The organism is Desulfococcus multivorans, from assembly GCF_001854245.1.
In the GTDB taxonomy this organism is placed as follows: Bacteria; Desulfobacterota; Desulfobacteria; order Desulfobacterales; family Desulfococcaceae; genus Desulfococcus; species Desulfococcus multivorans.
Map to the genome: position 1 here is coordinate 3,122,006 of NZ_CP015381.1, position 13,860 is coordinate 3,135,865.

Annotated in this window: 11 protein-coding genes; 2 read left to right on the forward strand and 9 right to left on the reverse strand. The window is 54.8% G+C overall.

What is annotated here, in order from left to right; genetic code table 11:
- Window positions 1–29: 29 nt before the first annotated feature.
- Together dmul_RS13605 and dmul_RS13610 are read left to right on the forward strand one after the other, a co-directional pair.
- The gene (locus dmul_RS13605; RefSeq protein WP_020878532.1) at window positions 30–908 is read left to right on the forward strand and encodes a hypothetical protein; all 879 of its coding nucleotides are present in this window, start codon (window positions 30–32) and stop codon (window positions 906–908) included.
- Between the two features lie 87 nt (window positions 909–995).
- On the forward strand, window positions 996–2,240 hold the full coding sequence (locus dmul_RS13610) for a hypothetical protein (RefSeq protein WP_020878533.1): 1,245 nt from the start codon (window positions 996–998) through the stop codon (window positions 2,238–2,240).
- Window positions 2,241–2,270: 30 nt separating this feature from the next.
- On the opposite strand, the gene dmul_RS13615 is transcribed toward dmul_RS13610, so the two are convergent.
- The 9 genes from dmul_RS13615 to mraY all read right to left on the reverse strand — a co-directional run bounded on the left by dmul_RS13615 (window position 2,271) and on the right by mraY (window position 13,848).
- Complete coding sequence (locus dmul_RS13615) at window positions 2,271–3,986, reverse strand: TIGR03960 family B12-binding radical SAM protein (protein WP_040416623.1); 1,716 nt, start codon at window positions 3,984–3,986, stop codon at window positions 2,271–2,273.
- 187 nt (window positions 3,987–4,173) lie between these two features.
- Window positions 4,174–5,424 (reverse strand): cell division protein FtsZ, encoded by a 1,251-nt coding sequence (gene ftsZ, locus dmul_RS13620; RefSeq protein ID WP_020878535.1) that lies wholly within the window; start codon window positions 5,422–5,424, stop codon window positions 4,174–4,176.
- 64 nt (window positions 5,425–5,488) lie between these two features.
- Window positions 5,489–6,718 carry a cell division protein FtsA gene (gene ftsA, locus dmul_RS13625; RefSeq protein ID WP_020878536.1) on the reverse strand — a complete coding sequence of 410 codons (1,230 nt, stop codon included), beginning with the start codon at window positions 6,716–6,718 and terminating at the stop codon, window positions 5,489–5,491.
- A gap of 1 nt (window position 6,719) precedes the next feature.
- Complete coding sequence (locus tag dmul_RS13630) at window positions 6,720–7,538, reverse strand: cell division protein FtsQ/DivIB (protein ID WP_020878537.1); 819 nt, start codon at window positions 7,536–7,538, stop codon at window positions 6,720–6,722.
- Between the two features lie 175 nt (window positions 7,539–7,713).
- Complete coding sequence (murC, locus tag dmul_RS13635; RefSeq protein WP_020878538.1) at window positions 7,714–9,099, reverse strand: UDP-N-acetylmuramate--L-alanine ligase; 1,386 nt, start codon at window positions 9,097–9,099, stop codon at window positions 7,714–7,716.
- 39 nt (window positions 9,100–9,138) lie between these two features.
- Window positions 9,139–10,248, reverse strand: a complete 1,110-nt coding sequence (murG, locus tag dmul_RS13640; RefSeq protein ID WP_020878539.1) for an undecaprenyldiphospho-muramoylpentapeptide beta-N-acetylglucosaminyltransferase — start codon at window positions 10,246–10,248, stop codon at window positions 9,139–9,141.
- Window positions 10,232–11,386: a putative lipid II flippase FtsW gene (gene ftsW / locus dmul_RS13645; protein ID WP_020878540.1), complete on the reverse strand. Its 1,155-nt coding sequence runs from the start codon at window positions 11,384–11,386 to the stop codon at window positions 10,232–10,234. The genes murG and ftsW overlap by 17 nt, the downstream gene beginning before the upstream one ends.
- Entirely contained in the window at window positions 11,386–12,765 is a 1,380-nt protein-coding gene (gene murD / locus dmul_RS13650) for a UDP-N-acetylmuramoyl-L-alanine--D-glutamate ligase (RefSeq protein ID WP_020878541.1), read from the reverse strand. Before murD ends, ftsW begins: the two co-directional genes overlap by 1 nt.
- Window positions 12,766–12,768: 3 nt before the next feature.
- Window positions 12,769–13,848, reverse strand: coding sequence for a phospho-N-acetylmuramoyl-pentapeptide-transferase (gene mraY / locus dmul_RS13655; RefSeq protein WP_020878542.1), 1,080 nt, complete (start codon window positions 13,846–13,848; stop codon window positions 12,769–12,771).
- Window positions 13,849–13,860: the final 12 nt, after the last annotated feature.

Here is a 13,860-nt window from a genome sequence, read left to right on the forward strand (position 1 = left end):
GTCATCTCTCCCCCACTCCAGGATACCGAATGGAAGAGGTCACCCTCCAGGACATCGTCGATGCCGTTCAAGGGATCGATGTCAAAAACTTTCTTGCCGAAGTGGATACGTTTGTCGCCGCGCCGGAACATCTGCATTTGCCAATCGGACTTTCGGCGCACCGCCAGGCCGCCTCCTGCGGAAAACAACACGAAACCTTTCAGAACATACTTCGCGAGGCGGCCCGTCTTCAGACCTGTTCGACCCTTGCCGTCAGTCGTATCGCTAATTTCCATTTTTGCGTGAACGGCCGGGCGATGCGGACACCGTCAGTTGCCGACAAGACACCGCTGTACTTCAGAATGCTGAGAAAACATCAGATCGAACTGCTTCTCAGTATCGAAAACGAAATCGGATTGATCCGGGAAAGCCTGAGGCAGTCCCTTAAGATACATCAGGTTTTTCGCGAGAATGTCCCCCCCGTGGTCCAGGCAGGTCGTTTTATGGCCGTCGTCCGGGAGCGGATAGCGGCGCGCCCGACAACCCTGCTCAAATTGAACGGCACAGACAAAAAAATCGAACAGCTCAACGATACCTTTTCAGACATCCACCGGTATGAGGACGCCTGCCACCGGGAAATTCGTCACGATGCAGAATCCAATCCCATCTCCGATGCCGTTGCAATCCTATCCGATCTGACCACGGCCACGATTCACGACATGGAATATCGTAAACATCGCTTGAATGCCGACACCAGGGAGCTTGCCAAAGGTCGAAAGCTCCTGGTCAAACTGGCGACAAAAGGCTATTCCCCTTTCATGAAAAAAAGCCTCGACATCCTGGTCGCAAACCACGGGGAACGCATCCGCAGATTGAACGCCGCCGTGCGCGAATCCCGACAGCAGTATTATATCGAAGTACTGCCGTGAAGCCCCTGTTCTCCAGCGGCAAGTCCGCCAACAAACAGAGCCCTGAAAATCTATCGGTCTGTTCTATTTGATCAAAAGGCGTCCCGCATGATGAAACCCGACAAAAAATATCAGAAAATCAGCGGCGAACTGGCACGCGCCGTCCAGGCCGAACTGAATTACAGAATCGGCAGCACACCGAAATCGATAGATCTCGCGGAACTCGGTGATATATTCGAGCATCGCAATCGACAGATTGTCACCGCCCATCAGAACGACGCCGTCGCCGACATTCTATATCCGATATTTGTCACTTATCTTCAGTCCAGGGAAGGCGGAAAGCTTCATCTTTTTCCCGACAGCGTTTCGCCGGAAATCTTTTCAGAGTACATCAAGAAAAAGGAACGCTTCGAGACCTTATTCACGGCAGCGATCATGGGGCTCAAGGACACGGAACTGTTAGACATCATCAACGGCGTTCGGGCGATTTTCGAGGAACAGCACCAGAAATTAAAAGGGATCAACCGCCTGGCGGATACGGTGCGGCATATCCGACGGACGGTTGCAGACATTGCCGAAAAACCTTCGGGGAGCGAAAAACATGCCATCGAATTCCTGATGCAGCTCGCCCCCCTCAACGCAGATCTCAGGGCTATTGAATCCGGTTGCGTCGAATTCAGGGAAAGCCCCTGTCTCAAAGCGGCGATCCAACACCTGGAAAACGAACTCCGGAACGCTGACAGGGTCATCGCGGAAAAAGGACGGAAGGCTTCCAAACTTCTCATCGACAATGCCGGCGCGATATTCCATACCTATACCGTGACGCCCGTGAGCTTGTCCAACACCGAATCCTTTATTGCGCAGAAAGCCGCCATAGTGCGATACGCCAAAATCTTTGGCAGTATCGGCGACACGGAGCGACGGGAAACGCTCGAAAAATTCATTTCCGCCATTGACGTCACGCTTCAAAAACTCCGGCAGGAGATCGAAAAACAAAAGGAAGGCGAGGCCCTGCTGGCCGAAAAACACCAGCAGGAAATCAACGATGCCTATGAACGCTTCCTCGAAATCAAGAATCTCTTTGCCGACGGCCGTCTGACATTAGAAAGCCAGCAGAAAAACGCCGCCGAAAAGTTGCGGAAATGCCGCGACATCCTTATTGCCAACGGCCAACGGGTCATGGCGAGGGATATCGATCGATTCATCAATTCGGCGGGCATCGGAAAATCCGCACCGTCGTCAAATCCGGATGCCGGTACGGACGACGCTTTTGATTACAGGAAAGGATTCCTGATTCTGCTGCCCATCTCGGTGATGCTTTTTTTTGCAGTGCTCCTTTTTCTGATCCTTTAAGGCCGGACAGACCCACTGCCGAAGTCCGGATCAGGTACAGACCCCGCACAGACGGCAGGCGTCCGCCATTGGGCACGGCGGGGACGCTTTTCCTTTGAGGGCCAGATGGTATTCATTTTCCAGAAAAGACCTGGAAATGCCGTGATCGATGAAATCCCACGGCAGTATTTCATCTGTTTTTCGCGCCCTGAGAACGAAAAAATCCGCGTTCACGGGAGACGATTTGAGGGTCTTGACCCAGTTCCCTCCGTTTCGGAGCACCCCCATCAAAATCGATGCCACTCGTCGATCACCTCGGGAAAGCAGCGCCTGTATGTAGGCATGTCGCGGGACATCATGATGGAGCCTCATATTGGGAATCCGTTTCAGACCGTCCTTTATCCGCTTGATCTTCCGTTTCAACATCTCCGGATCGTCCATGGGCGCCCATTGAAAGGGGGTCATGGGTTTGGGCACGAACGAGTTGAGGCTGACGGTAATCTCCCCCATCCGCCCCCGGGTGCGACTCGACGCGAGAAAGCGATGTTTGATGCGCTTACAGAGCGTCACCACCGCATCCACATCCGCGGGCGTCTCGGTGGGCAGCCCCACCATGAAATAGAGCTTGAGATTGGGAATCCCTTCGGCCACAAGGGTTTCTGCGGCCGAAAGCACCGCCGCCTCGTCAACACCCTTGTTGATGACCTGTCTCATCCGCTCGGATCCCGCATCAGGGGCAATAGTCGCCGTTTTCACCCGACTCTGCCGGAGGGTTTCCAACAGCTCCGGCGAGAGGGCGTCGGCCCTCAGGGAACTGAATGAGATGCGAATATCGGCGTCACGATAGGCTGCACAAAGGGATGAGATTCCCGGAACATCCGAAACCGCGGCCCCCACGAGCCCAATCTTATCCGTCAACGCCACGCCCGCGGCCATGGCGGCCTTCAGATGCTCCAGGGACTGAAATCGCGGCGGCCTGTAAACATACCCGGCCGCACAGAAACGGCATCCATGGGGGCATCCCCGCCCCACCTCGATAAGATAAGTCCGATCAAAGGTTGTATGGGGCGATAGTATCGCGGTGCAGCTTACCGCACTGGAGAGATCCCGGGCATATCCCCTTTCAATGGCGGCCGGAACCGATTCCACGGGGGTGAAGGACCGGAGCGTGCCGTCCTCATGGTATTGAACCTCATAAAACATGGGGACATAGACGCCCGGAACCTCCCGCGCCAGGACTTTCAACATCTCCCGTCGATCCCTCTCCGGATCGAATCGGTCGAAAAACGGATCGATCAGCGCTTCTCCCTCCCCAATGAAAAAGCAATCGATAAATGCCGCGAGCGGCTCCGGATTCAGCATGCAGGCGACCCCACCGGCCGCCACCAGGGGATCGTCCGCCGACCGTTCACGGGAGGTCAATGGAACAGCGGATGTTTGAAGGATCTCCAGAAGATGGGAATAATCGCTCTCAAAGGAGATCGAGAAAGCGATGATGTCGAAATCCCTGAGGGGACGTCCGGACTCGATCGATCGGGGGAAGACCTGGGTTGCCGATCGATCCGGCAGGAAAACTCTTTCGCAGACCACATTTTCACGCTGGTTGATCAACCGGTATACCGTCTGATAACCCAGATTCGACATGCCCACCGAATAGGTATTGGGATAGACCAATGCCACGCGGAGTCGACCGGTCCAGTTTTTCAGAATCGTGCCGGTTTCGCCGGCGATGATGTCCACAACCGTTTTTCTCGATCTTCTTGTCATAGGATTTCGAATTCAACAAACCTTTGCCGAAACATCGGAACAAAAACGGCATCCTGCCGAGATATTGTTCGCAAGGTCACTGGAAAACATCTCCGTATCGGTACGAACGATTATCCGACAAATAAAAAACCAGGTTTTCCGCGGTAAAAAAACCTGGTTTTGTCCGTCTCGGCCGCCACTATCGCCGTCAGTCGGCTTTACGTCTCAAAAAGGTCGGAATATCAAGATCGTCGATATCCATCTCCTTATCGTCGAACGCCTCATATCCCGTGTCCCGAACAGAATCTTTGTCGGTTTTCTTTTGGCGCAGAAACGCAGGCTCCTCGTAATCGACGGCATGGGGATAATCCGCATATCCCCGCTCCTTGGGGGCGGAGCGATAAGGTTGCCGTTTGAATTCCTCTTTTTTAGCGGAACGAGAGACGCTTCTGGCACTCTGATAATTCTTGGGGTTGCGCCGACGATTGCTCATCGACGAAGGCTCTTCACCGATGCCGGTGGCAATCACCGTCACCCGCATCTCATCACCCAGAGACTCGTCGACAACGGTTCCCCAGATGATTTCGGCATCCTCTCCAACCTCGCTGTAGATTCTCTCGGACGCCTCGGTCATCTCTTCCATGGTCAGGTCGCTGGTGCTCGTTATGTTCATGAGAACGCCCTTTGCGCCGGAGATGGAAAGATCTTCCAGCAACGGATGGGAAATGGCCCTCTCGGCGGCCTCGATGGCGCGGTTCTCACCCGATGCAACCCCGATGCCCATGATGGCCATGCCGGCTTTCTCCATGGTAGTCTTCACATCGGCAAAATCGAGGTTGACCAATCCCGGCATCAGGATCAGGTCGGTGATGCCCTTGACGGAGTGGAGAAGAACCTCATCAGCTCTTCGAAACATCTCGATCATGGTGGCGTTCTTGGAGGCTAAACCTCTCAGACGGTCGTTGGGAATCGTGATCACCGTATCGGCGACCTCCCGGATGAAATCGAGTCCCTCCTCGGCCTGGTGCAGCCTCTTTCGGCCTTCAAAGGAAAACGGTTTTGAAACCACGGCGACCGTCAGTGCGCCCAATTCCTTGCAGATCTCGGCGATCACCGGCGCAGCACCGGTTCCCGTTCCGCCGCCGAAACCGGCGGTAATAAATACCATATGACTGTCTTTCAAGGCATTTCGGATGGCTTCGGCGTTTTCCAATGCAGCTTCGCGGCCGATCTGAGGGTTGGCGCCGGCGCCCAGGCCTTCCGTCAGTTTATCGCCGATCTGGATTTTAAGCGGCGCTTTGGAAAGATCCAGGGCCTGAAGATCGGTATTGGCCACGATAAAATTGACACCGCGAAGGTCGGAATCGATCATGTTGTTGACCGCGTTACCACCCGCTCCCCCAACACCGATTACCTTGATTTTTGCTGTTTTTTCGTCGTTTTCGACATAATTGAACATCGGCTCCTACCTCCTAAGGTATATGAACTCTTGTTAAATAAACTGCAGCATGGTCTCGTTTGGATCAAATGATGTCTTTAAACCATTTCTTCATCCGCTGCATAACGCGGTTGAAAATGTTGCTGTCCCTGATTCTGAATTTGTTGGCCCCCCGGTTCTTGGCGCCGAAAAGCACCAAACCGACCCCCGTAGCATACATCGGATTGTTGACGACATCGACAAGCCCCCCGATATTTTTGGGCTTTCCAAGGCGAACGGGAAGATCGAACACAGACTCGGCGACCTCGGCCATGCCTTCCAGCATGGAAGACCCTCCGGTCAACACAATACCGGAATTGATGTAATGTTCCGCCCGGGCGCGATAGATCTCCTGGAGTATAAGGTTAAATATTTCCTCCGCCCGAGGCTCCAGAATCTCCGCCAGTATCTGCTTCGAGAGCTTTCGCGGCCTTCGTCCCCCCATGCCCGGCACTTCGATGATATCATCCCGTCGAATACCCCGGGTAGAGCATGTGCCGAATTTCTTCTTTATTTTCTCCGCTTCGGCAAGCGGAGCCCTGAGCCCGATGGCGATATCATTGGTCAGGTTGTTCCCTCCCAGGGAGAGAACGAAGGTGTGCTTGATGTTTTTACCCTGAAAAATAGCCAGATCCGTTGTCCCACCCCCCATGTCCAGGATGGCGCTGCCCAACTCCTTCTCGTCCTCGGTCAGGACCGCCTCGCTGGACGCCAGGGATTCCAGCACGATGTCGCTGACATCGAGCCCCGCCCGGTTGGCACACTTGACAATGTTGTGCGCGGAGGTGACGGCGCCGGTGACGATATGAATTTTGGCCTCCAGGCGTGCGGCCGACATACCTACCGGATTCATAATACCCGCCTGATCGTCCACGATGAATTCCTGCGGCAGAACGTGAATCACTTCGCGGTCCATAGGAATCGCCACGGCCCGCGCAGCGTCGATCACGCGATCCACATCCTGCTGCGTAATCTCCGTGGAGCCTTTGATGGCGATGATTCCACGACTGTTGAACCCGTTGATGTGCCCTCCCGCAATACCGGCATACACCGAGGATATTTCACAGCCCGCCATCAGTTCGGCATCTTCGACCGCTTTTTTTATGGACTCTACGGTGGATTCGATATTGACGACGACCCCCTTCCGCAAACCGATCGATGGATGATTGCCGATGCCAATGATATTAATATCGTTTCCAGAGACTTCGCCAACCACCGCACAAATTTTCGTTGTTCCGATATCCAACCCGACGACAATCTCTTCCTGGGTCTGCACCTCAAACCTCCTCTTTATCATCCTCGTTCACATCATCTTCGTCCAGGGATTCATCATATTCAGGGGCGATGACAATACGGTCCGGATCGTTAAGGTTCACGGAATGAACCGTTATGCCGTTCCGCTGATTTTCAAAATAGCTCAACAGATTTCGAAGTCGTTCGTACTTACCGGCGTAATCTTCGTAGCCTATGTATATTTCTTTGATATTTAAAAGTTTTTCGCTTGGGTCGATGAAAAGCGTAAGACCAAGCTCCCTGTCTACGACAACCCGTTGAACCCTTTCATTCGGAATGACACAATCGCTTGTTTTTCCGGACAGTAACACATTCATCACCGTATTGAAAGGAATACTGTGTAACGTGCCGGAAATTCCAAGATCTGAAAACTTGAGCCCTTCCACCAGTGGGAGACCACTCGGTTCCGTTCCATCCCACACCTTGAAAATTTTTCCGTGAACATTCACGACGTATTTGCGCTCGATCTCAAATAGCGCCAGCGGTTCCTGTTCCTTGATTTGGATGCTGAGGGTGGAAGGCACTCGCCATTCCACCTGCGCCTCCTCAATCCAGGGGTGTGCCAACAGCCTTTTCCGCACCGCTGACAGGTTGAGCGCCACCAGGTTGGTTCCTTTTTCGACGCCGGCCTGGATGAGAACCGCCTCTTCCGAAACCCGTTGATTGCCGATAATCCGTATCCGTTGCGTCTCGAAATAATGCCATTCGGTCAGTTCCTTATAAAATAACAGAAAAAGCACACTCAATACGAGGAGGACGAACAGACGTGGAATGATCCGACGGTTGTCATTGCTGCCGCTCATGAAATGTCGCGTACCTTTCGTAGTAGGATCTTGAATCTGCTGATATCGTCACCATCGCAATGGCGGATTGTCGTGGAACGGGGTGTTTGAAGAAGGGTCGGCGGAAGTCAGATTGCCGTATTCGCCTGAAAAATCAGTATTCCCGATTGGCGCGTCGCAATATCCAGACCGAAACTCAGCTGCCGGACGCACTTCTCAGTCTTTCCAGGATTGTTTCGCCGATTCGCCAGACATCCCCTGCGCCAAGGGTCAACAGCACATCCGCCGGCGCCAGCATCTTCATCAGCTTTGCCAGTGCCGCGCCCGTGTCTTCCCCAAGGAAAACCTCCTTGTGACCGTGCATGCGAATACCTTCGAAAAGCGCTCCGGCATCGACACCTTCGATGGGACGTTCGCCTGCGCTGTATATCGGGAGCACCATCAGCAGATCCGACTGGTAGAAAGCGCGGGTGAACTCGTTGAACAGCGCCTGGGTCCGGGTGTACCGATGAGGTTGAAAGACTACGACGAGTCGCCTGTCCGGCCACGCGTCGCGGGCGGCCTGAAGGGTGGTCTTGATCTCGGTAGGGTGATGGCCGTAATCATCCACCACGGTGACGCCGCAGGCCTCTCCCTTGATCTCCAGTCGACGCTGAACCCCTTCAATGCTCTCCAGAGCCGCTTTGATGACACCGAAGGGAATGTTCAGTTCCATTCCCACGGCTACGCTCGCGGTGGCGTTGAGGACATTGTGACGTCCGGGAAGGTTCAGTTGGATTTCCCCCAACAGCCGACCGAGATGGTGAATGGAAAATCGGCTTTTCATCCCTTCGATCACCACATTCCGAGCCTGAAAATCCGCCTGGATAGTCATACCGTAGGTGGTGTAACGCTTCTTGATTCTTGGAAGCAGGTCCTGCACAAACGCGTTGTCGAGACACAGTACCGCGAGTCCGTAAAACGGAATCCGATCGATAAAATTCGCGAAACTGTCCTTGATATCTTCTATATCTTTATAAAAATCGAGATGTTCTCGATCAATATTGGTCACAACGGCAATAGTCGGCGACATCTTCAGGAAAGAGCCGTCACTCTCGTCCGCCTCGGCGACGATAAAGTCTCCCCGCCCCATCCGAGCGTTGGTGCCGATACTCTTGAGCTTCCCGCCGATAACCACCGTGGGATCAAGACCGCCTCCCGCCAGCACCGAAGAAATGATCGAGGTCGTTGTGGTCTTTCCATGGGCGCCGGCGACGGCCACGCTGTATTTCAAGCGCATCAGTTCCGCGAGCATTTCCGCCCTTGGAATTACCGGAATTGCAGATTTGACGGCAGCCCGAACCTCGGGATTGTCCGCACCTACGGCGGAGGAGATCACAACCACGTCGGCCGCCTCGATCTGATGTTCGGCATGTCCTTCATAGATCGATCCGCCGAGAGCCCTGAGGCGGTCCGTGATATCGGACATCTTCTGATCGGATCCCGAAACGCGATATCCAAGATTCAACAATAGTTCGGCAATGCCGCTCATGCCGATACCGCCGATGCCTACAAAATGAATGTGATATTTTTTTCGATACATATCGTTTTTATGTCCGGTCCCCAATGTTCCGAAGAAACGTCATACCCTTTTTTCCAGAAGTTGATAACAGTCGTCAACAATCTCCGCTGCCGCATCGGGCCGCCCCAGGCACCTGGCCCGTTCGGCCATGTCACGAAGATCATCGGGATGTTCGACCAGGCGTCGAATCCGGTTCACAAGGCTTTCGCCGTCAAGATCCTTTTCTAAAATCAGTTCAGCTGCGCCCGCCGCAACCCGTGTTCTTGCGTTCAATTCCTGATGATTGTCCGCTGCATGAGGAAAGGGGATAAAAATGGAGGCCTTCCCTACGGCGCTGATCTCAGCGACGGTGGTGGCGCCGGCCCGGCAGACGATCAGATCAGCCTTCCGGTACTGCTCGGGCATGTCATTGAAAAAGGCCCTGACATCCGAGGAGATACCGTATTTATCATATGCGGCCCGAACCATTTCCGCGTCCTGAATACCGGTTTGGTGAACAATGCGGAGGGGGCCGATATCTCCCATGCGTCCCGCGGCATCCACCATCGCCTGATTGATGCTGTGAGCACCCTGACTGCCGCCCAGAACAAGAAGCCCGAACGGGGGGCTTGAAGAATCGACGCTGAAAATGCCGGGAACTCTGTCATCGTATGAAATCTCTTTCCTGACGGGGTTCCCTGTCCAGATAGCCGGTGCGTGTCCTTCGGTGAAACGGGTCTCCTGAAACGAAACGTAAATCCGATCCACCCATCGGGACAGAAGACGATTGGTGATACCGGGGAGAATATTCTGCTCCTGGAGAACGCAGGCAATCCCACGCCATCGCGCCGCCAGCACCACCGGACCCGAGGAGTAACCGCCCACGCCCACCACCAGATCGGGCGCAAACCTTCGGAGCACGCCAAAAGCGCTCCAAATGCTTCCGGGAATTTTCATCACTGCTCGAAGCTTCCCGAACAGTCCCATACCTTTCAGGCCGGAAACGTTGATCCGCTGATGGGAGAACCCTTCCCGGGTCAGGATTTCCAGCTCCAGCGGTCTTCCTGTGCTGACAAACAAGACGCGGCTTTCGGGATTTCGGGCCATAAACTCCCGGGCAACGGCGATGCCGGGGAAGAGATGGCCCCCGGTGCCGCCGCCTGCTATAATGATGTTAAGCGGTCGGTACATGTTTTTCCCCGGCACTGATATTCATCAATAACCCAATACCCGCCATATTGACCAAAAGGGATGAACCGCCGTAGCTGAGGAGAGGAAGCGTGAGCCCCTTGGTCGGCAACAGCGCAAGAGCCACTCCCATATTGATGATGACCTGCAGCCCCAGGGAGAAGGTGAGTCCTGCAGCCACCAGGGATACAAATCGCCCTCCGGCGTTACGCGCAATATTCATTCCACGCCAGAGGATCACCCCGTAGCAAGTCATCACCGCAAGCACCCCGATCAGCCCCAGTTCTTCACCAATCACCGAAAAAATGAAATCGGTATGGGGCTCGGGCAGATAAAACAATTTCTGGTATCCGCCCCCCACGCCGACACCCCATATGCCGCCCGTGCCGAAGGCCATGAGTGAGTGAATGGCCTGGTATCCTTCGTTGCTCGCATATTGCCAGGGGTCCCAGAAGCTCATGATCCGTTTCCAACGGTATGCCGAATTGACCAGAACCAGGTAGGCGACAGGCAAAACCGCAAGGATCGACAACATCAGATATCTGAGCCGCACACCGCCCATAAACATCAAGCCCCCCGCAATGACACACAGGATGCCTGCCGATCCGAAGTCCGGTTGCAGCATGATAAGCCCTACAAAAACACCAAGAATTATGACATGCGGAACAAAACCCACTGAAAATGTTTTAATCAAATCGCCTTTTTTTTCCATGGAATAGGCCAGGTAAACCACGAGGGCAAGCCGTGCCAGTTCCGACGGCTGAAACGAAAACGCCCCCAGGTAGAGCCATCGCGTCGCTCCCCCTGCGGTAATCCCCAGCCCGGGAATCTGAACCGCCGCAAGGAGGAGAAGCGTCCCAAAAAGAAGGGGATAGACCCCGGCCCGCAAGATCCTGATGGGCATGTGCCTGAAAAGAATCAGAAGCAAACATCCGCCCACGGAGTAGACGAGTTGACGCTTCAAAAAATAATAGTCGGTTCCGAATTTTTTGAGGGCAAGGGTGGAACTGGCGCTGTAAACCATCACGATGCCGATCCCCACCAGAAAAAGTACCGGAAGTGTCAGCCAGACATCGTAGATAGGCCCTTCCCGCCATCCCCGTTCGGGCCTGTCCTTGTATACCGGCAGGTAAGACTGCATCAATCTTCCTCCGCAAGCTTCGCCACCGCGTTTCGGAAGGCTTCTCCGCGGTGAGCGTAGTTCTCGAACATATCGAAGCTCGAACAGGCCGGCGACAGAAGCACCACGTCTCCGGGGGAAGCCCATTCATGGGCGCGGCGAACCGCCGCCGCCATGGACGACTCCTTCGACACCCTGTCGCAGCAATCTCCCAACTCACCGGCGATGGCCTCCTTGGCATCCCCGATCAGAACGAGTCCCTTGACCTTTCTCTTCACCCCATCCTTCAGGACGCCGTATCCACCGCCTTTGTCCCGTCCGCCCATGATGAGCACAACCGGACTGTCAAAGGCATCGAGTGCGCGCAGTACGGCATCCGTATTGGTAGCCTTGGAATCGTCGATATACCTGACGCCGGCAACGCTCCCCACGGACTCGAGTCGATGGGGGAGTCCCTTGAAATCCCTGAGGGCGCTCTCGATACCTCCGACATTCCCGCCGGCGGCCAGAGCAGCCAGGACGGCGGCGGCGATGTTCTCCAGATTATGAGAGCCGAACAGGGAGATCGACGCTAAATTCACGATCTGCGGTGCCCTTCCCCGTATCCGCACCACCAGGGCGTCGTCCTCTATGAAAGCGCCGTCGTCCTCCGGGCTCCTGGGGTTGAAAAACCATTTCCGGGCAACGATTCGACGGGATATTTGGGCGACGGCAGGGTCGGCGCCGTTGAGCACCGCGACATCCGCTGCGCCCTGGTTTTCAAAAATCCGGCCTTTGCTCCGGGCATAAGCCGAAAAATCATCATATCGGTCCAGATGGTCCGGTGTGATATTCAGAATCACCCCTACCGTCGGTCGAAAGCAGGTAATGGTATCGAGTTGAAAACTGCTGATCTCGGCCACCACCCGATCCCGCCTGAGTCCTTCAGCCACGTATTCAATCAGCGGCGTCCCGATATTGCCGCCGACAAAGGTGCTGAGACCGGATGCCTGGATCATCCGGCCGATCAGGGTCGTGGTCGTGGTCTTCCCGTTGGTACCGGTAACGGCGACAACGGGGTCTTGAATGAAACGGAATGCCAATTCGATCTCCCCCAGAATCGGAACGCCCCGCCGCAAGGCGTCGAGAAGGGGGGGGAGCGTATGAGGAACCCCGGGGCTGAGAACGATCAGATCGGCGTCCTCGAAAAGTCTTGCGGGATTTCGGCCCAGCACCACCGAGATTCCTCGGTTGCGCAATTCCGTCGCCGTGGACGCCAAGGCCTTTTCGTCTGCACTGTCCGTGACGGTGACCCGGCCGCCTCGGCCGCTCAAAAAGCGGGCACACGCGACGCCGGACCGGCCCATCCCGACCACCAGGATACGTTTATTGTCGAATGTCTCCATCTTTGTCGATTGCATTGGTCATCTCAATTTCAGGGTGCTCAGAGAAACCAGCGCCAATGCGACCGATATGATCCAGAATCGGACGATCACCTTTGGCTCGGGCCACCCCTTCAATTCGAAATGGTGATGCAAGGGTGCCATCCGAAAGATCCGGCGGCCCTTGGTCAGTTTGAAGAATCCTACCTGAAAGATGACCGACAAGGCTTCGATGACAAACAATCCGCCCACAAGGATCAGCATGATCTCCTGTTTGGTGATGACGGCCACGGTGCCGATCGCGGCACCCAGGGAGAGCGATCCGACATCCCCCATGAATACCTGGGCGGGATAAGCGTTGAACCACAAAAAGCCCAGCCCCGAACCGGCCAGAATGCCGCAAAAAATAGAGATCTCACCGCTGTTCGGTACATAATTGATCTGGAGGTATTCGGCGATCCGGACATGGCCTGTCACATACGCGAAAATCATATAGGTCACGGAAGCGACGATAACCGGTCCGATGGCCAAACCGTCAAGTCCGTCCGTCAGGTTAACGGCGTTGGACGTTCCCGTAATGACCAGCGCGGCAAATAGAATGTAGCCCCATCCGAGATCCGGGGAAACCTTTTTGAAAAACGGCAGGGTGAGTCGGGTGTCAAACCCCGGATACTGATAAAGCATCCATCCCACCGCCAACGCCACGGCAAATTGCAGCATCAGTTTCTGCCGTGCGCTCAGGCCTTTGCTCCGTTTTTTCACCTGCATCAGATAATCGTCGAGAAAACCGATGGTGCCGTTGCCGACGACGGCCATCAGGATTACCCAGACATAAAAATTGAGCAGGTCCATCCAAATCAGTATGGATGCCACCGTCGCTACGAGAATAAGCGTCCCCCCCATGGTGGGGGTTCCCGCCTTTTTCAGGTGGGTCTGAGGACCGTCGTCCCGAACGTATTGCCCCACTTGCATCTCTCTTAACTTCCGGATCATCCATGGCCCCAGGAAGAAACAGATGAGAAACGCCGTCAGGCTCGCGTAAATGGTGCGAAAAGTAATATAACGGAAAACGTTGAATGCCGCCAGTGTCGTATGGAGGGGGTAGAGAAGATGGTAAAGCATTATCGATAAAGC